Annotated in this window: 20 protein-coding genes and 1 pseudogene; 7 read left to right on the forward strand and 14 right to left on the reverse strand. The window is 72.1% G+C overall.

Annotation, left to right across the window (positions count from 1 at the left end):
* The first annotated feature begins 112 nt into the window (after positions 1–112).
* Positions 113–1,711, forward strand: coding sequence for an alpha/beta hydrolase (locus U5640_RS38670; protein ID WP_340383811.1), 1,599 nt, complete (start codon positions 113–115; stop codon positions 1,709–1,711).
* Positions 1,712–1,777: 66 nt separating this feature from the next.
* Here U5640_RS38670 and U5640_RS38675 read toward each other — a convergent pair whose 3' ends face one another.
* The 6 genes from U5640_RS38675 to U5640_RS38700 all read right to left on the reverse strand — a co-directional run bounded on the left by U5640_RS38675 (position 1,778) and on the right by U5640_RS38700 (position 9,210).
* Positions 1,778–2,500 carry a lysophospholipid acyltransferase family protein gene (locus tag U5640_RS38675; RefSeq protein ID WP_340383813.1) on the reverse strand — a complete coding sequence of 241 codons (723 nt, stop codon included), beginning with the start codon at positions 2,498–2,500 and terminating at the stop codon, positions 1,778–1,780.
* A gap of 106 nt (positions 2,501–2,606) precedes the next feature.
* Positions 2,607–3,848 carry a SpoIIE family protein phosphatase gene (locus U5640_RS38680; protein WP_340383815.1) on the reverse strand — a complete coding sequence of 414 codons (1,242 nt, stop codon included), beginning with the start codon at positions 3,846–3,848 and terminating at the stop codon, positions 2,607–2,609.
* A 105-nt stretch (positions 3,849–3,953) separates the two neighbouring features.
* Entirely contained in the window at positions 3,954–6,425 is a 2,472-nt protein-coding gene (locus U5640_RS38685; protein WP_340383817.1) for a SpoIIE family protein phosphatase, read from the reverse strand.
* Between the two features lie 98 nt (positions 6,426–6,523).
* A complete protein-coding gene (gene rocD / locus U5640_RS38690) occupies positions 6,524–7,801 on the reverse strand; it encodes an ornithine--oxo-acid transaminase (protein ID WP_340383819.1) in 1,278 nt (425 codons plus the stop codon).
* Complete coding sequence (gene ddaH / locus U5640_RS38695; protein WP_340383821.1) at positions 7,798–8,622, reverse strand: dimethylargininase; 825 nt, start codon at positions 8,620–8,622, stop codon at positions 7,798–7,800. Before ddaH ends, rocD begins: the two co-directional genes overlap by 4 nt.
* Positions 8,623–8,697: 75 nt before the next feature.
* Positions 8,698–9,210, reverse strand: coding sequence for an Lrp/AsnC family transcriptional regulator (locus U5640_RS38700; RefSeq protein WP_340383823.1), 513 nt, complete (start codon positions 9,208–9,210; stop codon positions 8,698–8,700).
* A 78-nt stretch (positions 9,211–9,288) separates the two neighbouring features.
* Here U5640_RS38700 and U5640_RS38705 point away from each other — a divergent pair, with 78 nt between their 5' ends.
* From U5640_RS38705 to U5640_RS38720, 4 genes and pseudogenes are all read left to right on the forward strand, one after another.
* On the forward strand, positions 9,289–10,038 hold the full coding sequence (locus U5640_RS38705) for a LytTR family DNA-binding domain-containing protein (protein WP_340383825.1): 750 nt from the start codon (positions 9,289–9,291) through the stop codon (positions 10,036–10,038).
* Positions 10,039–10,040: 2 nt separating this feature from the next.
* Positions 10,041–10,436, forward strand: a complete 396-nt coding sequence (locus U5640_RS38710) for a hypothetical protein (protein WP_340383827.1) — start codon at positions 10,041–10,043, stop codon at positions 10,434–10,436.
* Between the two features lie 11 nt (positions 10,437–10,447).
* A pseudogene (locus U5640_RS38715) lies at positions 10,448–12,142 on the forward strand (cation acetate symporter); the annotation flags it as partial.
* 644 nt (positions 12,143–12,786) lie between these two features.
* Complete coding sequence (locus tag U5640_RS38720; protein WP_340383829.1) at positions 12,787–13,992, forward strand: histidine kinase; 1,206 nt, start codon at positions 12,787–12,789, stop codon at positions 13,990–13,992.
* On the opposite strand, the gene U5640_RS38725 is transcribed toward U5640_RS38720, so the two are convergent.
* From U5640_RS38725 to U5640_RS38745, 5 genes are all read right to left on the reverse strand, one after another.
* Positions 13,993–14,163, reverse strand: a complete 171-nt coding sequence (locus U5640_RS38725; RefSeq protein WP_340383831.1) for a hypothetical protein — start codon at positions 14,161–14,163, stop codon at positions 13,993–13,995. It abuts the gene before it with no gap.
* Positions 14,164–14,244: 81 nt separating this feature from the next.
* Entirely contained in the window at positions 14,245–15,195 is a 951-nt protein-coding gene (locus U5640_RS38730; protein WP_340383833.1) for a cytochrome c oxidase assembly protein, read from the reverse strand.
* A gap of 148 nt (positions 15,196–15,343) precedes the next feature.
* On the reverse strand, positions 15,344–16,369 hold the full coding sequence (locus U5640_RS38735; RefSeq protein WP_340383835.1) for a 6-phosphofructokinase: 1,026 nt from the start codon (positions 16,367–16,369) through the stop codon (positions 15,344–15,346).
* A gap of 189 nt (positions 16,370–16,558) precedes the next feature.
* Positions 16,559–17,287: a glutamine amidotransferase gene (locus tag U5640_RS38740; protein WP_067255990.1), complete on the reverse strand. Its 729-nt coding sequence runs from the start codon at positions 17,285–17,287 to the stop codon at positions 16,559–16,561.
* 20 nt (positions 17,288–17,307) lie between these two features.
* Positions 17,308–18,546, reverse strand: a complete 1,239-nt coding sequence (locus U5640_RS38745) for a MurT ligase domain-containing protein (protein WP_067255988.1) — start codon at positions 18,544–18,546, stop codon at positions 17,308–17,310.
* A 156-nt stretch (positions 18,547–18,702) separates the two neighbouring features.
* On the opposite strand from U5640_RS38745, the gene def reads away from it, so the two are divergent.
* Complete coding sequence (def, locus tag U5640_RS38750) at positions 18,703–19,242, forward strand: peptide deformylase (protein WP_340383838.1); 540 nt, start codon at positions 18,703–18,705, stop codon at positions 19,240–19,242.
* A 95-nt stretch (positions 19,243–19,337) separates the two neighbouring features.
* Here the strand turns inward: def and U5640_RS38755 are convergent, their stop codons facing one another.
* Positions 19,338–19,982, reverse strand: a complete 645-nt coding sequence (locus tag U5640_RS38755; protein WP_340383840.1) for a TetR family transcriptional regulator — start codon at positions 19,980–19,982, stop codon at positions 19,338–19,340.
* A gap of 178 nt (positions 19,983–20,160) precedes the next feature.
* Here U5640_RS38755 and U5640_RS38760 point away from each other — a divergent pair, with 178 nt between their 5' ends.
* The gene (locus U5640_RS38760) at positions 20,161–21,387 is read left to right on the forward strand and encodes an acyl-CoA dehydrogenase family protein (protein WP_340383842.1); all 1,227 of its coding nucleotides are present in this window, start codon (positions 20,161–20,163) and stop codon (positions 21,385–21,387) included.
* Between the two features lie 90 nt (positions 21,388–21,477).
* Here the strand turns inward: U5640_RS38760 and U5640_RS38765 are convergent, their stop codons facing one another.
* Positions 21,478–21,714 carry a DUF6213 family protein gene (locus U5640_RS38765; RefSeq protein ID WP_340383844.1) on the reverse strand — a complete coding sequence of 79 codons (237 nt, stop codon included), beginning with the start codon at positions 21,712–21,714 and terminating at the stop codon, positions 21,478–21,480.
* A gap of 25 nt (positions 21,715–21,739) precedes the next feature.
* Positions 21,740–23,125: an NADP-dependent succinic semialdehyde dehydrogenase gene (locus tag U5640_RS38770; RefSeq protein ID WP_340383846.1), complete on the reverse strand. Its 1,386-nt coding sequence runs from the start codon at positions 23,123–23,125 to the stop codon at positions 21,740–21,742.
* Positions 23,126–23,157: the final 32 nt, after the last annotated feature.

The following is a 23,157-nucleotide window of genomic DNA, read 5'->3' on the forward strand; positions in this document are numbered from 1 at the left end:
TCGGATTGGCAAAGAAGGTCAATCACACCTTTTCTCAGGCACCTCACAGCCGCAAGGATCCCCATACCGCCGTATCGCTGTACCGCCATAACAAGGTAGGGGAGAAGCCCACTTGAGGGACATACGACCGAACAGAAGGACCGCAGCGCTCGGTTCGGCCGGCGCGCTCGTCGCCGCCACGCTGATGGCCACCGCGGTCGCGGCGCCGACCGCGAGCGCGGCCGGCGGCCGTTCGGGACAGGACAGGGAACAGCGGGGTGCGGCGATCGCCGCGGAGCGCGCCGCCAAGGCCGGTATCGACTGGCAGGACTGCCCGGCCGACTGGGGCCTGGAGAAGCCGATCCAGTGCGGCTGGGTCAGCGTGCCGCTCGACTACGCGCGTCCCAACGGCAAGCAGATCAAGATCGCCGTCGACCGCATCGGCAACACCGGCACCCCCCAGGAGCGCCAGGGCGCCCTGGTCTACAACCCGGGCGGCCCCGGCGGCTCCGGCATGCGCTTCCCGCGCCGTGTCACCACCAAGAACGCGATCTGGGCGAACGCGGCCAAGGCCTACGACTTCGTCGGCTTCGACCCGCGCGGCGTCGGCCACTCCGCGCCCATCTCCTGCGCCGACCCGCAGGAGTTCGTCAAGGCGCCCAAGGCCGACCCGGTCCCGGACAACGAGGCCGACAAGCTCGCCCAGATCAAGCTCGCCCGGGAGTACGCCGACGGCTGCTACGAGCGCAGCGGCGAGATGCTGCCGTACATGACCACGCCGAACACCGTGCGTGACCTGGACGTCATCCGCGCCGCCCTCGGCGAGAAGAAGCTCAACTACCTGGGCGTCTCCTACGGCACCTACATCGGCGCCGTCTACGGCACCCTCTTCCCGGGCCACGTCCGCCGCATGGTGGTCGACAGCGTGGTCAACCCCTCCCGCGAGAAGATCTGGTACGAGGCCAACCTCGACCAGGACGTCGCCTTCGAGGGCCGCTGGAAGGACTGGCAGGACTGGGTCGCCGCCAACGACGCGACCTTCCACCTCGGCACCACCCGCGCCGCCGTCCAGGCCAAGTGGCTGGAGCTGCGCGCCACCGCAAAGAAGCACCCCATCGGCGGACTGGTCGGCCCGGCCGAGCTGATCTCCTTCTTCCAGGGCGCCCCGTACTACGACTCCTCGTGGATCCCGGTGGCGACGGTCTTCAGCAAGTACTTCGCCGGGGACACCCAGGCCCTCGTCGACGCCGCCGCCCCGGACCTGACCGACACGGCCGGCAACATCACCTCGGAGAACGGCAACGCGGTCTACACCGCCGTCGAGTGCGCCGACGCCAAGTGGCCCACCAGCTGGCGCAAGTGGAACGCCGACAACACCCGGCTCAACAAGGACTACCCGTTCCTGACCTGGGCCAACGCCTGGATGAACCTGCCGTGCGCCTACTGGTCCACCAAGCAGCAGACGCCGGTCGAGGTCAAGACCCACAAGGGTCTGCCGGGCGTGCTGATCGTGCAGTCCGAGCGGGACGCGGCCACCCCGTACGACGGTGCCGTCTCCCTGCACAAGCGGTTCAAGGGCTCCCGTCTGATCACCGAGAAGAACGCCGGCTCCCACGGTGTGACGGGCCTCGTCAACCCCTGCATCAACTCCCGGGTGGACAGCTACCTGCTCACCGGGAAGCTGGACGCCAAGGACGTGACCTGCGCCCCGCACGCCACGCCGAAGCCGTAGTCACCGGCTGACAGCGAGGGGCGGCCGGAGCACCTCCGGCCGCCCCTTCGCGTCTGCGGCACCGCCTCAGCTCAGCGGTATCCGGGGGAACTTGCGCGGCTTCTCCGCCGCCGCGGCCTCCCGCGCCTTCACCACCGCCGCGTACTCGTCGACGTACTCCTGCTCGGACAGCTTCAGGATCGCGTACATGATCTCGTCGGTGATCGCGCGCAGGATCGCCTTCTCGTTCTCCATGCCGGCATAGCGGGAGAAGTCCAGCGGCTTGCCGAAGCGGATCACCACCGGGTGGAGATTGGGGACGATCTTGCCGGGCGGCTGCGCCTCGAAGGTGCCGATCATCGCGCACGGGATCACCGGCACCCCGGCCTTCAGCGCCATCACCGCGACCCCGACCTTGCCCTTGTACAGACGCCCGTCGTGCGAACGGGTGCCCTCCGGGTAGATGCCCAGCAACTCGTCCTTGCCCAGCACCCCGAGTCCCTCGCGGATCGCCGCCTGCCCCGCCTCCTTGCCGGAACGGTCCACCGGGATCTGACCCGCGCTGCGGAAGAAGAAGGCCGTGAGTCTGCCCTTGAGGCCCGGCCCGGTGAAGTACTCCGCCTTGGCGAGGAAGGTGATGCGCCGCTTGAGGACCGCCGGCATCAGGAAGTGGTCGGAGAACGACAGGTGGTTGCCGGCGACGATCGCCGCCCCCGACTCCGGCACGTGCTCGAGGCCCTCGATGCGCGGGCGGAAGGCCAGCTTCAACAACGGGCCCAGCAAGACGTACTTGAGCACGTAGTAGAACAAGGGGTAGCTCCTCACTCCGGTGGATCCGCGACGATCGGCCGCGGCACCAGGTTCCTGCCGCCGGTGGCCGCTCAGCAAGTCCGCGGCACCCGTTGTCGCCGGCCCCTCACAGCCGTACGACGACCAGGGCCGTGTCGTCGGTCGCGCCGCCCGGCGGGAGCAGTTCGAGCAGGACGGAGTCGGCGAGGGACTCCGGGTCCGCGTCCCGGTGCCGGGCCAGGGCCTCGGCGAGCCGCCGCAGACCGGTGTCGATGTCCTCCTGCCGCCGCTCCACCAGCCCGTCCGTGTAGAGCACGAGGGTGGCCCCGTCGTCGTAGGCGGCGCACTCCTCGGGCCGCGGCATCGGCGTCGGGCGGGCGTCCAGCGGCGGGTCGGTGGCCCGGTCGAGGAACTCCACCCGGCCGCCGGGGTGGACCAGCGCCGGCGGGGGATGGCCGGCGCTGCTGTAGGTGATGGTGTGCCGGTCGAAGTCGATGAACGTGGTGACCGCGGTCGCCGATTCGGCGCCGTCCACGACATGCGCGTACCGGCCCAGCACATTGAGCGCCTCCGCGGGGCCCTCCGCGACCCGGGAGGCGGCGCTGAGCGCGCTGCGCAGCTGGCCCATCACCCCCGCGGCCTCCAGACCGTGCCCTACGACGTCCCCGACCGACACACCGATCCGGTTGCCGCCGACCAGGTCGACCAGGTCGTACCAGTCCCCGCACACGTTCAGCGACCCGACCGCCGGGCGGTAGCGCACCGCCGCGTGGTGGTGGCCGACCTGACGGCGGGCGGGCAGCATCGCCTCCTGCAGCGCGAGGGCCACCTCGCGTTCCCGGGCGTGCGACTGCCGCAGCCGCTCGTTGACCTCCTGGAGCTCGCGGGCGCGGGTGTACAGCTCGGCCTCCAGGACCCGGGTCCGGCTCCCGGGACCTCCGGCGCCCCGTGATCCACGGGCCCGGATCAGCTCGGTCACCTCCTCCACGCGGTGCACCAGGAGCACCACCGAACCGTCGGGGCCGAGCACGGGCGCGTTGACCGGGCTCCAGTACCGCTCGTCCCACTCCCCGGGCCGCTCGGGGTCCTCGACGTCGTAGCGCTGGAGGGCCATCGCGTCGCGCTCGCCGGTGGCCAGCACCCGGCGCAGCGAGGCCTCCAGGTTGCGGACCCCGCTGGCGCCCGGGTCGTTGGGGTTGTCCGGGAACACCTCGAAGAGATGGCGGCCGATCATCTGTTCGCGTGTTCGGCCCGCCACGCGCAGGAACTCCTCGTTGACGTCGGCGTAGAGCAGATCGGGCGTCAGCAGCGCCACCATGCCGGGCAGGCACTGGAACACCGCCGCGTAGTCGATCGCCGTGTCGTTCATGCCCGTCCCATCCGCCGGTGTCCCGGTATGCCGGTACCGCACCATGTCGGCGTCCATCCGGTTTGGGTTATTTTCGCATGTGGTGTGACGGATGGGGTCCGTGCGTCACACGCCCGGCTCGGTGAGCGACTGCTCGGCCCAGATGATCTTCCCTTCGCCCAAGAAGCGGGTGCCCCAGCGCTCGGTGACCTGGGAGACCAGCAGCAGCCCGCGGCCGCCCTCGTCCGTGGTGCGCGGATGGCGCAGATGCGGGGCGGTGGCGCCGCCGTCGAAGACCTCGCAGACCAGCGAGCGCTCCCGGATCAGCCGCAGCCGGATCGGGCCGACGGCGTACCGGATGGCGTTGGTGACCAGCTCGCTCACCACCAGCTCGGTGGTGAACGACAGCTCCGGCAGCCCCCACTCCGCCAGCCGCCGGCTCGCGGTCCTGCGTGCCTCGGCGACCGCGGCCGGGTCGGCGGGCAGCTCCCAGTCGGCGACCCGGTCCGGGGACAGCCTGCGGGTACGGGCCATCAGCAGGGCCACGTCGTCGTACGGACGCGCCGGAACGAGCGCCTCGATCACGGTCCGGCACGTCAGGTCCAGCGCGGGCGACCGCCGCTCCAGGGCGCGCCGCAGCCGGGTGCGGCCGGTGTCCAGCGCCCACGCGGAGCCCTGGGCCAGCAGGCCGTCGGTGTGCAGCGCGAGCGTGCTGCCCTCCGGCAGGGTCAGCTGCGTGGACTCGAACGGCGGTCCGCCCAGGCCCAGCGCGGACCCCTGCGGCAGGTCCACGAAGGTGACCTCCCCGTCGGGCAGCACGACCGCCGGGGCGGGATGCCCGGCGGCGGCCATCGTGCACCGGCCGTCGACGGGGTCGTACACGACGTACACGCACCCCGCCCCCTGCGCCTGGGTGCCCGCGTCCAGCCCCTCCTCGCGGGCCATGCGCGCCACCAGGTCGTCCAGATGGGCGAGGACCTCCTCCGGCGGCAGATCCAGCGCCGCGAGGGTCCGTACGGCGGTCCGTACGCGTCCCATGGCGGCGGCGGCGTCGATGCCGTGCCCGGGCACCTCGCCGACCACCAGCGCCACCCGCGCCGCGGACAGCGGGATCAGGTCGTACCAGTCGCCGCCGAGGCCGGTCAGCTCGTCGGCGGGCCGGTAGCAGACGGCCACCTCGACCGCGTCCTGCTCGGGCAGCCGGTGGGGGAGCAGATTGCGCTGGAGCACCAGGGCCGCGTCGCGCTCCCGCGTGTACCGGCGGGCGTTGTCCACGCACACCGCCGCCCGCGACACCAGGTCCTCCGCGAGCGCCAGGTCATCGGCGTCGAAGGGCTCGCGCGGCCCGCGCCGCAGGAACGTGGTCACCCCGAGGGTGGTGCCCCGGGCCCGCACCGGGACGATCAGCACGCTCACCGACTCACCCGGGGAGGGCACGACGGGCAGGTTCCGCAGCCAGGGCTGCGCCGCCACGTCGAGCCGCTCCCCCCGCCAGGGCCGCCCGGTGAGGAGACAGCGCACGGGAGGCGAGTCGGCGGGGTGGTCGACGGGGGCCGAGGGAGGGGAGCCCGCCGGCGGGGCGGTGTCGGGCGAGGGCGCTGCCCCGGTCCGCGGGGCGGTGCCGTGGGGGGAGTCCGGCTCGGTGACGCGTACGCCCGCGCGGTGCAGGGGCACCGGGCCGGTGGGGTCCACCGTGGGTTCCGCGCCGTGCAGGACCGGGGCCGGCAGGTCCACGGCGACCGCGTCGGCGAAGCCGGGGACGGCCGCGTCGGCCAGTTCCTGGGCGGTGCGGGCGATGTCCAGGCTGCTGCCGATCGAGCGGCCCGCACGGTCCAGCAGCGCGAGCCGCTGCCGGGCGCGGTGGCGGTCGGTGATGTCGACGACCGTGTAGTAGACGCCCACCGGATTGCCGTGGTCGTCCTCCAACCGGGTGAACGACAGCACCTGCGCCGTCTCCCGGTGCGGCGCGGTCCGCAGATGCCCGACGTGCTCATAGCCGACGACGGTCGCGCCGTCGGCCAGCACCCGCCGCATCTGCGCCTCCGCCGCCTCGGCGTCCAGCCCCGGCTGGACGTCCCCGAGCCGCAGCCCCAGCCGCTCCTCGGGCCGGCCGCCGCCGAACCGGGCGAGCGCGTCGTTGGACCACACGAACCGCAGATCGGTGTCCACGATGGCGATGCCGATCGGCGAACCGGACACCATCTGCTCCAGGACCGAGCGGCTCATCGTCCAGCCGGGGGCGTCCCCCATCTCGCTCAGCAGGACGAGCCTGCGGTCGGCGCCGCCCGGCTCGTCCGCACAGGTGATCCGGGCCATCACCGGCACCGGCCGGCCGTCCCCGCGCCGGGCCGACAGCAGCCCGCTCCAGCCGCCGTCCCGCCGGCACCGGTCGAGGATCTCCGCCACCCGGCCGGCGTCCCCGGGCGTCAGCAGCCCGGCCAGGTCCCGGCCCACCGCGTCCGCCGCGGAGTAGCCCAGCAGCCGTGCGGCCTCCCTGGTCCAACTCGTCACCACACCCCGGCCGTCGAGCAGCAGGGGCGCGGCGTCCGCCACGTCGAACCGCCGGCGGGCAACGCCGTCCTCGTCGTGTGTGCCCACGGTCGACCTCTCTGTCGCTGAGAGTGGTCTACCACCTCCTGACCCAATCTTCACCCTGCCCGGACGACAGCGACCGGGCCACCCGGGAGCCGGCGGCCTCAGGCCCCCCGCGTCAGCACCCGCTCCAACGCCGCCAGCGCCGACCCCAGTTCCTCGGCCGTGATCGTCAGCGGCGGCGCCAGCCGGACGGTGGAGCCATGGGTGTCCTTGACCAGCACCCCCTCCCGCATCAGCCGCTCGCTGACCTCACGGCCGCTGCCGAGGGCCGGGTCGATGTCGACGCCCGCCCACAGCCCCCGGGACCGGAATCCGACGACGCCCTTGCCGGCCAGAGCGGTCAGACCGTCCCGCAGCACGGTCCCCAGCTCCGTCGCCCGCCGCTGGAACTCACCCGTCTCCAGCAGGTCCACCACCGCCGTGCCGACCGCCGCCGCCAGCGGATTGCCGCCGAACGTCGACCCGTGCTCGCCCGGCCGCAGCACCGACAGCACCTCGCGCCGCCCCACCACCGCCGACACCGGTACGATCCCCCCGCCGAGCGCCTTGCCGAGCAGCACGACGTCGGGGACGACCCCCTCGTGCTCCACCGCGAGGGTCCGGCCGGTGCGGCCCAGCCCGGACTGGATCTCGTCCGCGACGAACAGGCAGTTCGCCCGCCGGGTCAGCTCCCGCACCCCGGCCAGATAGCCGTCGTCGGGGATGATCACGCCCGCCTCGCCCTGGATCGGCTCGATCAGCACCGCGGCCGTCGTCTCGTCGACCGCCGCCTCCAGCGCCGCCAGGTCGTTGTACGGCACGATCCGGAAGCCCGGGGTGAACGGGCCGAAGCCCGTCCGTGCCGTCTCGTCGGTCGAGAAGCTCACGATCGTCGTCGTCCGGCCGTGGAAGTTCTCCGCCGCCACCACGATCGTCGCCCGGTCGGCCGGGACGCCCTTCACCTCGTAGGCCCACTTGCGGGCCAGCTTGATGCCGCTCTCCACCGCCTCCGCGCCGGTGTTCATCGGCAGCACCATGTCCAGACCGGTCAACTCCGCCAGCCGCTCGGCGAATCCGGCGAGCCGGTCGTTGTGGAAGGCGCGGGAGGTGAGGGTGAGCCGGTCGAGCTGGCGGTGCGCCGCGTCGATCAACCGCGGGTGCCGGTGGCCGAAGTTGAGGGCCGAGTAGCCGGCCAGCATGTCGAGGTAGCGGCGGCCCTCGACGTCCTCCACCCAGGTGCCCTCCGCGCGCGCGACGACCACGGGCAGCGGATGGTAGTTGTGCGCGAGGACCGGCTCCTCGGCGCGGATCAGCTCCGCGGAGGACCGCTCGGGGGCGGTCTCGGACGCGACGGCGGCAGCCGCCTCGGGCGAGCGCGCGGGAACGACGGGTGCGGTCATGAGCGGATCTCCTGAGTGCAGCACTTGATGCCACCGCCGGCCTTCTGGAACTCCGACAGGTCGACGGGGACGGGGACATAGCCGCGCTCGGTCAGCCGGGCGGCGAGGGCCTCGGCCCGGGGCGCGATGAACACATGGCGGCCGTCGGAGACCGAGTTCAGACCGAACGCCATCGCGTCGTCGCGCGTGGCGAGCACCGCGTCCGGGTAGAGCCGGGCCAGCACCTCACGGCTGCCCGGCGAGAACGCCTCGGGGTAGTAGGAGATGTTGTCGTCGTCCAGCACGAAGAGTGCCGTGTCCAGGTGGTAGAAGTGCGGGTCCACCAGCGTCAGGCTGATCACCGGGTGGCCGAAGAACTCCTGCACCTCGCGGTGCGCCTCACGCGTCGTACGGAACCCGGTGCCGGCCAGCACGTACCGGCCGGTCCACACCAGATCGCCCTCGCCCTCGCAGACGTGCTCGGGGCGGTGCACGTCGTAGCCGGCGGTCTTGAACCAGCTGTCGTAGAGGGCGGACTCGGGACGCCGCTCCGGCGCGTGGAACAGCGAGCCGAAGACCCGGCCGGCCACCACGACCGCGGAGTTCGCGGCGAACACCATGTCCGGCAGTCCGGGCACCGGATCCACGGTGTCGACGGTGTGCCCGTGGGAGCGGTAGGCGCGGATCAGCGTCTGCCACTGCTCCTGGGCGAGATCCACGTCCACGGGGGTGTCGGGACGCATCCAGGGATTGATCGCGTACCGCACGGCGAAGTGTCTGGGTTCACAGACGAGAAAGCGCCGGGCGCTCGGCCTGCGGCCGGTGGTCACACTGTCGGGCATGTCCCCAAGGTAAGAACCGACAGCGGAGCGCTACAAGGAAGGAACGCTGCGTGTTCGCGCAGGAATGCTGCGTATTCAGTCCGGTCGGCGCACGTTCCCTGCGTCATCGGGGGCCACCTGGGTGGCTCCCGCCTCCGGACTGTCCGGCAGCAGGTGCGACAGCACCATCACACTGATCGTCTTGCGGATGAACGGCTCCACCCGGATCCGCTCCAGCACCTCCTCGAAGTGCTCCACGTCCCGCGCCCGCACGTGCAGCAGGGCGTCCGCCCCGCCCGTCACCGTCATCGCCGCCGTGATCTCCGGATGGTTGCGCACCACCTCCGCGAGGCGCCGCGGCGGGGCCGCGCCCTCGCAGTACACCTCCACGTACGCCTCCGTGCGCCAGCCGAGCGCCGCCGGCTTCACCGTGGCCGTGAACCCCGTGATCACCCCCGTGTCCCGCAACCGGTCCACCCGGCGTTTCACGGCCGTCGCCGAGAGGCCGACCGCCGAGCCGATCTCCGCGAAACTCGTCCGGGCGTTCGCCATCAGAGCGGTGACGATCTTCCGGTCGAGATCGTCGAAAGGGGCAGTGCCGCTGTTCATGCGGGCACTGTATCCAGCGGATACGTCCACACCCCGGCACATGTCCAGCCATGCCGATCGCCCCTACACTCCACGTTCATGCTGCGCGCCCTCGCCGTCGACGACGAACGCCCCTCGCTCGAGGAACTGCTGTACCTGCTCAACGCCGATCCCCGCATCGGCAGCGTGGAGGGCGCCGGCGACGCGACCGAGGCGCTCCGCCGTATCAACCGCGCCCTGGAGTCCGGACCGCACGGCCCCGAGGCCATCGACGTCGTCTTCCTCGACATCCAGATGCCCGGCCTCGACGGCCTCGACCTGGCCCGCCTCCTGACCGGCTTCGCCCGCCCGCCGCTGGTCGTGTTCGTCACCGCCCACGAGGACTTCGCCGTCCAGGCCTTCGACCTCAAGGCCGTCGACTACGTCCTCAAGCCCGTCCGCAAGGAACGCCTCGCCGAGGCCGTCCGCCGGGCCGCGGAACTGCGCGGCACCGCGCCCCGCATCCCCGTCCACGAGCCCGACCCCGACCACATACCCGTCGAGCTCGGCGGGGTGACCCGGTTCGTCGCCGTGGACGACATCACCCACGCCGAGGCACACGGCGACTACGCCCGGCTGCACACCGACCGCGGCAACCACCTGGTCCGCATCCCGCTGTCCACCCTGGAGGAACGCTGGCGCGCCCGCGGATTCGTCCGCATCCACCGCCGCCACCTCGTCGCCCTGCGCCACATAGGCGAACTCCGCCTGGACGCCGGCACGGTCAGCGTCCTGGTCGGCGGCGAGGAACTCCAGGTCAGCCGCCGCCACGCCCGCGAACTGCGGGACCTGCTGATGAGGAGGCCCTGACCATGCCGCAGGACCCCGCCGAGCGGCGCGTCGTCGTCAGCGGCCCGCCCCGCCGCACCGTCCCCCACGCTCGGCTTCGCTCGCGCGGGCGGTACCCCCATGCCTCGGGCTACTACCGCCCCCGCACCGAGATCGACGAACAGACCACCCTCGGCCACACCTACGTCCGCTCCCTCATGCGCTCCCAGCTGCGCGCCGCCCTCGTGGTGTTCGCCGTCCTCGCCCTCCTCGTCGGCCCGCTGCCGCTGCTCTTCGCGGCGATGCCCGACGCCCACCGCCTCACCTGGGCGGTCCTCGGCTTCTGCCTCTACCTCCCGCTCGTCCTGCTGGCCCGCTGGTACGTCCGCCGCGCCGAACGCAACGAACGGGACTTCGTCCGGCTGGTCGAAGACCGGTAGGGGCCGCACCGATGAACTCGGCGTACGCCGTGCCCGCCGTCGCCCTGGTGGTCGTCGCGACCGTCCTGGTCGGCGCCTTCGGCCTCAGGATCTCCCGCACCACCTCCGACTTCTACGTCGCCTCGCGCACCGTCGGTCCCCGCCTCAACGCGGCCGCCATCAGCGGCGAGTACCTCTCCGCCGCCTCCTTCCTCGGTATCGCGGGCCTGGTCCTGGTCCAGGGCCCGGACATGCTCTGGTACCCGGTCGGCTACACCGCCGGCTACCTCGTGCTGCTGCTGTTCGTCGCCGCCCCGCTGCGCCGCTCCGGTGCCTACACGCTGCCCGACTTCGCCGAGGCCCGGCTGGCCTCCCACACCGTCCGGCGGGTCGCGGGCACGCTCGTCGTCGGCGTCGGCTGGCTGTACCTGTTGCCGCAGCTCCAGGGGGCCGGGCTGACGCTGACGGTCCTCACCGGTGCGCCGGACTCCCTCGGCGGACTGATCGTCGCGGTCGTCGTCGCCGCGACCGTCGCCGCGGGCGGGATGCGCAGCATCACCTTCGTGCAGGCCTTCCAGTACTGGCTCAAGCTCACCGCCCTGCTCGTCCCCGCCCTCTTCCTGGTGCTCGCCTGGCAGGGCGACGGCACGCCCCGGCACCCCTTCGCGGAACCGGCCGCCTTCCGCGAACAGCGCACGGTCCGCGTCGACGACACCCTCGACCTCCGGCTCGACCGCCCGCTGACCGTGACGGCCGACGGCACGGTCGACGGGCGCCGGCACGAGAACACCGCCCTGCGGCTGGCCGCCGGCACCCACCGCATCGAACGGGGCACCCGCCTCACCTTCGCCGAGGGCAGCCCCGTCCCCACCGCCGAGCGCGGCAGCACCGGCGGCATGTCCACCTCCCTCGCCGCGGGCCGCCAGGAACGCCCGCTGTACGCCACGTACGGCCTGATCCTCGCCACCTTCCTCGGCACGATGGGCCTGCCGCACGTCGTCGTCCGCTTCTACACCAGCCCGCACGGGGTCGCCGCCCGCCGCACCACGGTCGCCGTCCTCGCCCTGATCGGCGTCTTCTACCTGCTCCCGCCCCTGTACGGCGCCCTCGCCCGCCTCTACACCCCCGAGCTGGCCCTCACCGGCGACGCCGACGCGGCCGTCCTGCTGCTGCCGGACCGGATGATCGGCGGCGTCGGCGGCGACCTGCTCGGCGCGCTGGTCGCCGGGGGCGCCTTCGCCGCGTTCCTCTCCACGGCGTCCGGGCTCACCATGGCGGTGGCGGGCGTCCTCACCCAGGACGTGCTGCCGACCCGTGGGGTACGGCACTTCCGGCTCGGCACCGCGCTCGCCATGGCCGTACCGCTCGCCGCGAGCCTGCTGGTGGGCGGGCTGCCGGTGGCCGACGCGGTGGGTCTCGCGTTCGCGGTGTCGGCGTCCTCCTTCTGCCCCCTGCTCGTCCTCGGTATCTGGTGGCGCCGGCTGACCCCGCCCGGGGCGGTCGCCGGGATGGTGGTCGGCGGCGGATCGGCGTTCCTCGCGGTCGCCGTCACCATGGCGGGCCTCCCGGCCACCGGCGGACTGCACGCGCTCCTCGCCTGGCCGGCCCTGTGGTCGGTGCCGCTGGGCTTCCTCACGATGATCCTGGTCTCCCTGACCACCCCGGCCCGAGTCCCCCCCGGCACGGCAGCGATCCTCTCCCGCTTCCACCTCCCGGAAGAACTCCGCACGGAGGAACGCGGGAGAGCGGAATCGGGGGGCGGGGAGGAGTGGGGGGTGTCGGAGGAATCCGGGGGCGGGGAGGAGTGGCGGGTGCTGGAGGAATCCGGGGGCGGGGAGGAGTGGCGGGTGCTGGAGGAACCGGGGGGCGTGGAGGAGCGGGGGGTGCCGGGGGTACGCGGGGTGCCGGGGGAGCGGCTCGAAGCCGACGCCGCTCAGCCCCTCGCGCCCGCGTCGACGGAGCGCCGGGCGCCGGAGGATCCGAGGCTCGGGGAGGAGAGGAGGGCGTCGGAGGAGCGCCGGGTGCCTGAGCCACGCGAGCTCCCGGAGGAGCGCACGGCTCGTACGGCTCCCACGCCGCGGACGGCACCCCCGGAGCGGACCGTGTCCGACGAGCACACGGCCCCCGACGAGCGGACCGCGCCCGACGAGTACACGGCCCCCGACGAACCGATCGCGCCCGACGAGCGGACCGCCCGCACGAGGCGGACGGCACCCACGCCGCGGACGGCACCCCCGGAGCGGACCACGTCCGACGGGCACACGTCGGCCGACGAGCACACGGCCCCCGACGAACGGACCGCGCCCGACGAACGGACCGCGCCCGCGAAGCGCACCGCGCCCGCGCAGCGGAGCGTGCCCGAGGCCAGTGCATGAGTGGGTTTCTGGCCGGGGTGTTCATCGCCATCCTCCCCTTCCTCGCCCTCGGCTTCTGGCTCGGGCGTCGTACCGCACGTCCCGACCGCCAGGCCGGCCTCGGTACGCCCGTCGAGCACGCCACCTTCCAGACCCTGCACACCGCCTCGCTGGCCGCACCCCCGCTCCGCGCGGGCCTGACCGAGGAGACGGCCCGCAAGTCCGCCCGCAGACTGCGCACGCTGCTCGGCACGGACGCCCTCTGCCTCACCGACCGCGAGCAGGTCCTCGTCTGGGACGGCGTGGGCGCCCACCACCGCACCGAGATCATGGAACGCCTCGCCGCCCCCCTGGACAGCGGCCGAGGCGAGGCCTTCCGGCTCAGCTGCGACCACGCCGACTGCCCGGTCCGCTGGGCCGTGGTCGCCCCTCTCACCGTCGACGACCGGGTGCATGGCGCCCTCGTCGCCTGCGCGCCCCGCGAGTCGGCCGTCCTGGTCCGCGCCGCGGGCGAGGTGGCCCGCTGGGTCAGCGTCCAGCTGGAACTCGCCGACCTCGACCAGTCCCGTACGAGGCTCATCGAGGCGGAGATCAAGGCCCTGCGCGCGCAGATCTCCCCGCACTTCGTCTTCAACTCGCTCGCCGTGATCGCGTCCTTCGTCCGCACCGACCCCGAACGCGCCCGCGAGCTGCTCCTGGAGTTCGCCGACTTCATCCGCTACTCGTTCCGCCGGCACGGCGACTTCACCACCCTCGCCGACGAGCTCCACGCCATCGACCACTACCTGGCCCTGGTCCGCGCGCGCTTCGGCGACCGCCTCGCCGTCACCCTCCAGATCGCCCCCGAGGTCCTCCCCGTCGCCCTGCCCTTCCTCTGTCTCCAGCCCCTGGTGGAGAACGCCGTCAAGCACGGCCTGGAGGGCAAGACGGACAAGTGCCACATCCAGATCACCGCCCAGGACGCCGGAGCCGAGGCCCTGGTCGTGATCGAGGACGACGGCGCCGGCATGGACCCGGCCCTGCTGCGCCGCATCCTGGCCGGCGAGGCCAGCCCCTCCGGCGGCATCGGCCTGTCCAACGTGGACGACCGGCTGCGCCAGGTGTACGGCGACGACTACGGCCTCGTCATCGAGACGGCCGTCGGGGCGGGCATGAAGATCACCGCCCGGCTGCCGAAGTACCAGCCGGGCGTCCACTCGGCGGCCCGCCTCGGCCCGGGCTGATCAGCCGGTCTTTAGCACGACCATCGCCAGTGTGATCAGACCGAGCACGACCCAGCCGAACCACAGCCAGCCGTTGCTGCCGAGCGCCACCGTGTAGGCGGTCACCGCGACCAGCGCGCCGACGGTGAGCACCCCCATCGTCCTCGTGGAACTGTCCGTGGAACCTGCCATCGCGACACCCTCCTCAGGGCCGCCCGCCACCGGGCGCGTCCCCCTCCATGGTGCCCCGCCGCACCGCGGACCGCGTCCCCCTCAGCGTCCCCGGGTGTTCAGCGAGGCGAGATAGGCGTTGTACGCCTCCAGCTCCTTGTCGCCGTCCCGGTCGGCGGCGCGGTCCTTGCGCTTGGCCTGCCGCTGCTCGGAGCCGTACCACTGGAACAGCAGCGCGATCAGCACCAGCACGGACGGGATCTCACTGAACGCCCACGCGATGCCGCCCGCGGCGCTCTGGTCGGACAGCGCGTCGATCCCGAGCGAGGCGGGCGGCTCGCGGAACGTGTCGACCATCGGCTCGGACGCCATCATCAGCGCGATCCCGAAGAACGCGTGGAACGGCATCCCGGCGAACAGCTCCAGCATCCGCATCAGATGCCCGGGCCGGTGCGGCCCCGGGTCCACCCCGATGATCGGCCAGAAGAACACCACGCCCACCGCGAGGAAGTGCACCATCATCGCGATGTGCCCGACCTTCGAGCCCATCAGGAAGTCGAAGAGGGGACTGAAGTACAGCGCGTACAGCGAGGCGATGAACAGCGGGATGGTGAACGCCGGATGCGTGATGATCCGCATGTACCGGCTGTGCAGCAGCATCAGCAGCAGCTCCCGCGGCCCCTTGCGCCCCCCGCCGGCCGCCGGCAGCGCCCGCAGCGCCAGCGTCATCGGCGCCCCCAGCAGGATCAGGATCGGCGACAGCATGCTGATGACCATGTGCTGCACCATGTGCACGCTGAACATGACCATCCCGTAGTCGTTCAGCCGGGTGCACATCACCAGCATGATCGTGAGCACCCCGACGACGAACGACACGGTCCGCCCGGCCGACCAGGCGTCCCCCCGCCGCCGCAGCCGCACCACACCCCACCCGTACAGCCCCAGCCCGGCCAGACAGGCCACCAGGAAGAACGGGTCCGCCGACCACTGAAGCCCCCGCCCCAGCGTGAACGGCAGTAGATCCGTATGCATGCCGTGCCCGCTGTGATCCATGGTGGGCGGCTCCTGATTCGTGGGGGGTTGTGCGTTTCCTGCCGCCCCAAGACTAGAACCGCCCCCGGCGATCACCGTCACCGGGGGCGGACGGCTAGTGCCGTGACCGGAAAGGTTCACCGGCTGGCAAACCTTCCCGGTCACGGCACTAGAGCACCGTCTCCGCCTCGGCGTACCGCTCCGCGGGGACCGTCTTGAGCGTCTCCACGGCCTCCGCCAGCGACACCATCACGATGTCCGTCCCGCGCAGGGCCGTCATCTTCCCGAACTCCCCCCGGTGCGCGGCCTCCACCGCGTGCCACCCGAACCGGGTCGCCAGCACCCGGTCGTACGCGGTCGGCGTGCCGCCGCGCTGCACATGCCCGAGGATCACCGGACGGGCCTCCTTGCCGAGCCGGTCCTCCAGCTCGATGGAGAGCTGACGGGCGATCCCGGCGAACCGCTCGTGCCCGTAGATGTCCTTGCCGCCCTCGTCGAAGTCCATGGTCCCGGCGCGGGGCTTCGCGCCCTCCGCGGCGACGACGATCGCGAACCGCTTCCCCGCCTCGAACCGCGCGCCGACCCGCCGGGCCAGCTCCTCGATGTCGAAGGGCCGCTCCGGTACGACGATGGCGTGGGCGCCCGCCGCCATGCCCGACTGAAGCGCTATCCAGCCGGTGTGCCGCCCCATGACCTCGACGACCAGCACCCGCTGGTGGGACTCGGCGGTCGTCTTCAGCCGGTCGAGCGCCTCGGTCGCCACGCCGACGGCCGTGTCGAAGCCGAAGGTGACGTCGGTGACGGCGATGTCGTTGTCGATGGTCTTCGGCACGCCGACGACCGGCAGTCCGGCGTCGGACATCAGCCGGGCCGCCTTGAGGGTGCCCTCACCGCCGATCGGGATGATCGCGTCGAGCCCGAGCTCCTGGACGTGGCCCTTCGCCCGCTCCACGCCGTCCCGCAGATGGGAGGGCTGGACCCGGGAGGAGCCGAGGATGGTACCGCCGCGGGCCAGGATGCCCGCCACCGCGTCCAGGTCGAGCTTGAGGTAGTCGCACTCCAGGAGGCCCTTCCAGCCGTCCCGGAAGCCGATGACCTCGTCGCCGTGGTCGGCGACGGCACGGTGCACGACGGACCGGATGACGGCGTTCAGGCCGGGGCAGTCGCCGCCGGACGTGAGGACACCAATGCGCATAGCCCGAAAAACCTTCTCCACGAGGGCCGGATCCGGACCCCGTCGTCCGGCTCGATCCCCGCCACCCTAGCGGCAGGAGGGGGCGGTGCCGAAGCACGCGTCCGCCTGCTGGACGTGCCTGCTCACCTGTGCGGACGCACCGTCAGACGGGCTGCTGACGGTGGTCCGAAAAGCAGGTGAACGGACATCTCACGCGGGCTGCTGCGCCGAGGCGATGCGCTCGTTGCGCAGCGCCTCGTACCACCGGTCGTCGGTCGGCGGCAGCGCGTTCACATCGAGCGCCAGCTTCAGCAGCAGGTCCGCGATGAGCGGGTTGCGGGCGAGCACCGGTCCGTGCATGTACGTACCGAACACGGTGTCGTTGTACGCCCCCTCCGTGCCGTCGCCGGTGCCGTTGCCCTTGCCGAGCTGGACGCGGGCGAACGGGCGGGCGGTCGGGCCGAGGTGGGTGACGCCCTGGTGGTTCTCGAAGCCGGTCAGGGCCGGCAGCCCGAGGCGGGGGTCGATGTCGGCGAGGACGTCACCGACGCACCGCTCGCCCTCGCCGCGCACCGTGGTGACGTCGAGGAGGCCGAGCCCCGGCTGACGCTGGCCGACGTCGTTGACGAACTCGTGCCCGAGGATCTGGTACCCGGCGCAGACCGCGAACACGATCGCGCCGTTGTTCACCGCCTGGAACAGGTGCCCGTCGCGCAGCAGCCGCTCCGCCGCGAGCCGCTGGGGCCGGTCCTCGCCGCCGCCGATGAGGTAGATGTCGCCGGAGGTGGGGATCGGCTGGTCGCTGCGCACGTCGAGGCGGGCCACGTCGAGGCCGCGCTGGCGGGCGCGGCGCTCCACGACCAGCACGTTGCCCTGGTCGCCGTAGGTGCTCAGCAGGTCCGGGTAGACCCAGACGATCCGCAGTTGGTTGTCGCTCATGAACTGGTCGTCCTTCGTGGTCAGTTGCCGACGCGGCGGCGCAGGTCCTGGAACGCGGTGTAGTTCGCGATGACCTCGATCCGGCCCGGCGGGCACTGCTGCACGGCCTGGTCGACGCTGTCGCACACCTGGAAGTGCTGGTTCGCCACCTCGAGGCGTACCGCGAGGTCCAGCTTGCGGTCACCGATGACGAAGATCGGGTGGCCGGTCAGCCGCGTGTAGTCGACGTCCCACAGCCAGGAGGTGTCGGTGCCGTCCGCGCCGCGCGCGTTCACCGAGAGGATCACCGGGGCGGGTGCAGGATCGATCAGGCTGAACGTCTCGAGCCAGCCCGCGGGGTTCTTGGCGAGCAGCAGCCTGAGGTCACGGCCCTGGAACTGGACGACGTCGTAGCGTCCGGCGACGGCCTGCACCTGGTACATGCGCTCCAGCGCGACCTGCGGCGGCACGCCGAACACGGCGGCGACGGCGGCCGAGGAGGCGGCGTTGGCCTTGTTGGCCCGTCCGGGGAGCTGGAGGTGGATGGGCCAGGCGGAGCCGTGCGGGTCGAGGACGTGGTCCCCGGACAGCGCCCAGCTCGGCTGCGGCCGGCGGAACCCGCACTCGCCGCAGAACCAGTCGTCACCGGGGCGCTGCATGACACCGCCGCAGGACGGGCACGACCAGGCGTCGTCCTTCCACATCTGCCCGGCGGCCACCCACACCACGTTCGGTGAGGAGGACGCGGCCCACACCACCAGCGGGTCGTCGGCGTTGGCGACGACGACGGCCTTGGAGCCGGCCAGCCCCTCGCGCCAGTTCTCGGCGAGCATCCGGGTCTCGGCGGCGCGGTCCAGCTGGTCGCGGGAGAGGTTCAGCAGGGCGATGCACTTCGGGGCGGTGTCCCGGGCGACGCCGGCGAGGTACTTCTCGTCGACCTCGATGACGCCGTACTTGGAGTCCGAGCCGCCCGCGAGCGCCGAGGTGATGCCGGCCGGCATGTTGGCGCCGAGCGCGTTGGACACGACCGGCCCCGCGGCCCGCAGGGCCTCGGCGATGAGCCGGGTCGTGGTGGTCTTGCCGTTGGTCGCCGACACCAGGATGACGTCCAGGTTCTGGGCGAGCCGGGCGAGGAGATCGGGGTCGAGCTTGAGTGCCACCCGGCCACCGATCACCGATCCGCTGCCGCGTCCGGCCGCGCGGGATGCCGCAGCGACCGCCTTGCCCGCGGTCACGGCGATCTTGGCCCGCGGCGTGAGCGGGTCCGAGTTGCCTGCCATCAGTTCTCGATCCTCCTTGCGTACGCGCCGCGCCTCTGCCGTACGGCAACGTGGTAGGGGGTCAGCCTATCGAGATCCATTCACAGGCCCGAATCGCGGCACCACCTCACACCCGCACGGCATGCGCGTGTCAGAAGGGACCGTACCCTTGCCGCCATGCGACACGGCTCCATCCGGGGCGCGCGCGGACGCGTCCGGCCCCTCACACTCCTCGGCGATCCCGTCCTGGCACAGCCGTGCCGGGAGGTCACCGACTTCGGTCCCGAACTCGCCGGGCTGGTCGAGGACATGTTCGCCACGATGTACGCGGCCGAGGGCGTCGGCCTCGCCGCCAACCAGGTCGGCGAAGCCCTGCGGGTCTTCGTCTACGACTGCCCGGACGACGACGACGTCCGCCATCTGGGCCATGTCGTGAACCCGAGGCTGGTGGCGGCGGACGGGATCGTCCTGCGCGGCCCGGAGGGCTGTCTGTCCCTGCCGGGACTGGAGGCGGGCACGGAGCGGTACGACCACGCGGTCGTCGAGGGCCTCACCGTGACCGGCGAGCCGGTCACGGTCCACGGCACGGGATTCTTCGCCCGCGCCCTCCAGCACGAGTGCGACCACCTGGAGGGCCTGGTGTACGCCGACCGGGTGGAGGGCTGGCGCAGGCGCAGACTGATGCGCCAGGTCTCCCGAGCTCCGTGGCACCGGTGAGTGCTGGTTCTTCAGGGGCGCGGGGCTGCATCAACCTGCGGCTCCGCCGCGTGGGCGCGACCAGCCCCGTCCGGCCCGAAGACCGCGTACGACCCTCAGAACCCGGGCCCCCCGATCCTGTCCCCCGCGGCCGCGAGACGCCCCCACAGCAGGTCCGCCAGGCTCCGTACCAGCTCCGCCCGGGAGCACGGCCGTTCCCCCAGCCACCAGTCACCGGCCGCGTGCATCATCCCGACGATCCCGTGCCCCCACACGCGGGCCAGTCGCTGGCTCTCCGGTCCGAGATCCAGCCGGTCCTCGATCACCTGGGCCAGCTCCTCGCCCATCCTGCGCAGCAGCGGCGCGCTGTGCTTGCCCACGTCGAACCCCGCCTCCGTGCCCTGTCCCCCTTCGGAGGGGTGCATCAGGAACCGGTACACCTGGGGCCGCGCCTCGATGGCGGCGAGATAGGTGTCGAGGGTGGCCTCCACCCGCTCCCGCCGCTCCGCGGGCGCGTCCAGGGCGGCCCGCAGGGAGTCCAGCAGCGCGTCCGTGTGCCGCTTGGCCAGCGCCGCGTACAGTCCGCCCTTGTCGCCGAAGTGCCGGTAGAGGATGGGCTTGGTGATGCCGGCCTCCGCGGCGATCGCGTTCATCGACGCCTGGGGCCCGTCCCGGAGCACCACCCGGTCCGCGGCCTCCAGCAACTCGCGCCGTCGGCGGTCGGCCGACCTCTGCTGTTCGGTCCGCTGCGTGGTGTCCATGTGCTCTCCCCACCCGTGCTGTTTCGGTGCCGCCTGCGCAAACTAACACCTGACAGCAGCCTGACAGCGAACGGGCCGGAGGGCTCCTTGGTCGTCGTCAGGAGTTGACTTTTCCTACCCGTGAGTAACAGACTCGGGGTTACCGCTAGTAACACGTATGCCCGCCGCTGGAGGGGACATGGCCGAGTTCACCATGGAGCTCAACGACGAACAGAAGGAGGTCCGGGACTGGCTGCACGGTTTCGCCGCAGACGTGATCCGTCCCGCGGCCGCCGAATGGGACGAGCGTGAGGAGACTCCCTGGCCGGTCATCCAGGAGGCCGCCAAGGTCGGCATCTACTCCCTCGACTTCTACGCGCAGCAGTACTTCGACCCCACCGGTCTCGGCATCCCGATGGCCATGGAGGAACTGTTCTGGGGCGACGCGGGCATCGCCCTGTCGATCGTGGGCACGGGCCTGGCCGCCGTGGGAGTCCTCGCGAACGGCACCGAGGAGCAGATCGGCACCTGGATCCCCCAGATGTACGGCGACGCGAGCGACGTCAAGGTCGCCGCGTTCTGCTCCTCCGAGCCCGACGCCGGCTCCGACGTCGCCTCGATGCGGACGCGCGCCGTCTACGACGAGGCCAAGGACGAGTGGGTGATCAACGGCACGAAGACCTGGGCGACCAACGGCGGCATCGCCAACGTCCATGTCGTGGTCGCCGTCGTCGACCCCGAGCTGGGCTCCAAGGGCCACGCCTCCTTCATCGTCCCGGCGGGCACGCCCGGTCTGGCCCAGGGCCAGAAGTTCAAGAAGCACGGCATCCGCGCCTCGCACACCGCCGAGGTCGTCCTCGACAACGTGCGCGTCCCCGGTTCCTGCCTGCTCGGCGGCAAGGAGAAGCTGGACGAGCGGCTCGCGCGGGCCCGGGAACGGGCCAAGGCGGGCGGCGAGCGGGTGAAGAACGCGGCGATGGCCACGTTCGAGGCCTCGCGCCCGGCGGTCGGTGCGATGGCGGTGGGCACCGCCCGTGCCGCGTACGAGGTGGCCCTGGAGTACGCCATGACCCGGGAGCAGTTCGGGCGGCCGATCATCGACAACCAGGGCGTGGCGTTCCAGCTCGCCGACATGCGGACGCAGATCGACGCGGCGCGGCTGCTGGTGTGGCGGGCCTCCTGGATGGCGATCAGCGGCAAGCCGTTCACCGCGGCCGAGGGCTCGATGTCGAAGCTGTTCGCGAGTGAGACGGCCAAGAAGGTCACGGCGCAGGCCGTGCAGATCCTCGGGGGCAACGGGTACACCCGTGAGTACCCGGTGGAGCGGATGCACCGCGATGCCGCCATTTACACGATCTTCGAGGGGACGAGCGAGATCCAGCGGCTGGTGATCGCGAGGACGCTCTCCGGGATGTCCATCCGCTAGTACGGCGGCTGCGGGCGCGGGGGCTGTTCGCGCAGTGCCCCGCTCCCCTGACAGGCACGTCCACCGCACCCGGCGACGAAACACGAGCCCCTACGAAGTCCCCCCGCTGCTGTGCGCGATGCACGCCACGTCGATCCGGTCCGCCAGCTTGGCCAGTTCGATCGTCAGCGCGGCCACCGTGTCCTCGTCGAGATCCTCCGCCCCCGCCTCGACGAGGTGCAGCCACCTCCCGCCCAACGTGCGGAGCAGTCTGCTCACATCGGCGGCGGCCACCTGAAGGGTCCCGCGGTCGTCGACGATCAGGGGCAGGGTCACTTCGCGGTTCACACCCGCGATCGTAACCGCGCCGCGCTCAGGCCCCGTGCCAAACCGTGGTGATGTTGCAGAACTCGCGGATTCCGTGCCCGGACAGCTCACGTCCGTACCCGGACCGCTTCACCCCGCCGAACGGGAACGCCGGATGGGAGGCGGTCATCCCGTTGACGAACACACCGCCGGCCTCCAGATCCCGGGCGAAACGGTCCACCTCGGCCTCGTCCTGCGTCCATACGTTCGAACTCAGTCCGAACGGCGAGTCGTTGGCGAGGAGCACCGCCTCGTCCAGGTCGGCCACCCGGTACAGCGTCGCGACCGGGCCGAACGCCTCCTCGCGGTGGATGCGCATCTCGCGGGTGAGGCCCGTCAGGACGGTCGGCGGGTAGTACCAGCCGGGCCCGTCGGGGCGTTCGCCACCGCACAGCACCCCCGCGCCGGCCCGCCGCGCGTCGTCGACCAGCTCCTCCAGGTCGGCCCGGCCCTGTTCGCTCGCCAGCGGACCGACGTCGGTGTCCTCCTCCAGCGGGTCGCCGACCTTCAGCGCCTTCATCCCGTCGGTGAAGCGCTCCGCGAACGCCTCGTACACGTCCGAGTGGACGATGAACCGCTTGGCGGCGATGCAGGACTGACCGTTGTTCTGCACCCGGGCCGTCACCGCGACCCGCGCGGCCCGGTCGAGGTCGGCGGAGGGCATGACGACGAACGGGTCGCTGCCGCCCAGCTCCAGGACCGTCTTCTTGACCATCGCCCCGGAGGTGGCGGCGACGGCCCGGCCCGCCGGTTCGCTGCCGGTCAGGGTCGCGGCCTTCACCCGTTCGTCGCGCAGGATCTCGTCCACCGCGCCGGAGCCGATCAGCAGGGTCTGGAAGCAGCCCTCGGTGAAGCCCGCGCGGTGGAAGAGGTCCTCCAGGTACAGCGCGGTCTGCGGGACGTTGGAGGCGTGCTTGAGCAGGCCCACGTTCCCCGCCATCAGCGCGGGCGCCGCGAACCGGACGACCTGCCACAGCGGGAAGTTCCACGGCATCACGGCGAGCACCGGGCCCAGCGGCCGGTAGCGGACCAGGGCCCGGGTACCGCCGGAGTCCGCCACGTCCGCCTCGTTGGGCCGCTCGTCCGCGAGCAGCCCCTCCGCCCGCTCGGCGTACCAGCGCATCGCCTTGGCGCACTTCGCGGCCTCGGCGCGCGCCTGCCGGATCGGCTTGCCCATCTCGGTGGTCATCACCCGCGCGATGTCCCGCTGGTCCTCCTCCAGCAGGTTCGCCGCCTGGAGCAGCAGCCGTGAGCGGTCGGTGAAGCTGCTCAGCCGGTACGTACGGAACGTGGCCTCGGCGAGCTGGAGCCGGCGTTCCAGCTCCTCCTCGCCCATGGGCTCGTACGTCTTGAGCGTCTCGCCGTCCGCCGGGTTCACCGTCGCGATGGGCATGGCCGACCTCCTGGAGAGCTGCCTGCTTCGAC

The sequence above is a fragment of the Streptomyces sp. SS7 genome, from assembly GCF_037993025.1.
Lineage (GTDB): Bacteria > Actinomycetota > Actinomycetes > Streptomycetales > Streptomycetaceae > Streptomyces.

Bases quoted from the DNA above. Each gene is read 5' to 3' on its own strand.
- U5640_RS38735 (WP_340383835.1), bottom strand. From the start codon at position 16,369: ATGCGCATTGGTGTCCTCACGTCCGGCGGCGACTGCCCCGGCCTGAAC.
- U5640_RS38730 (WP_340383833.1), bottom strand. From the start codon at position 15,195: ATGGATCACAGCGGGCACGGCATGCATACGGATCTACTGCCGTTCACG.
- U5640_RS38680 (WP_340383815.1), bottom strand. From the start codon at position 3,848: ATGAACGACACGGCGATCGACTACGCGGCGGTGTTCCAGTGCCTGCCC.
- U5640_RS38725 (WP_340383831.1), bottom strand. From the start codon at position 14,163: ATGGCAGGTTCCACGGACAGTTCCACGAGGACGATGGGGGTGCTCACC.
- rocD (WP_340383819.1), bottom strand. From the start codon at position 7,801: ATGACCGCACCCGTCGTTCCCGCGCGCTCGCCCGAGGCGGCTGCCGCC.
- U5640_RS38740 (WP_067255990.1), bottom strand. From the start codon at position 17,287: ATGAGCGACAACCAACTGCGGATCGTCTGGGTCTACCCGGACCTGCTG.
- U5640_RS38705 (WP_340383825.1), top strand. From the start codon at position 9,289: ATGCTGCGCGCCCTCGCCGTCGACGACGAACGCCCCTCGCTCGAGGAA.
- U5640_RS38745 (WP_067255988.1), bottom strand. From the start codon at position 18,546: ATGGCAGGCAACTCGGACCCGCTCACGCCGCGGGCCAAGATCGCCGTG.
- U5640_RS38770 (WP_340383846.1), bottom strand. From the start codon at position 23,125: ATGCCCATCGCGACGGTGAACCCGGCGGACGGCGAGACGCTCAAGACG.
- U5640_RS38720 (WP_340383829.1), top strand. From the start codon at position 12,787: ATGAGTGGGTTTCTGGCCGGGGTGTTCATCGCCATCCTCCCCTTCCTC.
- U5640_RS38700 (WP_340383823.1), bottom strand. From the start codon at position 9,210: ATGAACAGCGGCACTGCCCCTTTCGACGATCTCGACCGGAAGATCGTC.
- U5640_RS38755 (WP_340383840.1), bottom strand. From the start codon at position 19,982: ATGGACACCACGCAGCGGACCGAACAGCAGAGGTCGGCCGACCGCCGA.
- def (WP_340383838.1), top strand. From the start codon at position 18,703: ATGCGACACGGCTCCATCCGGGGCGCGCGCGGACGCGTCCGGCCCCTC.
- ddaH (WP_340383821.1), bottom strand. From the start codon at position 8,622: ATGCCCGACAGTGTGACCACCGGCCGCAGGCCGAGCGCCCGGCGCTTT.
- U5640_RS38760 (WP_340383842.1), top strand. From the start codon at position 20,161: ATGGCCGAGTTCACCATGGAGCTCAACGACGAACAGAAGGAGGTCCGG.
- U5640_RS38710 (WP_340383827.1), top strand. From the start codon at position 10,041: ATGCCGCAGGACCCCGCCGAGCGGCGCGTCGTCGTCAGCGGCCCGCCC.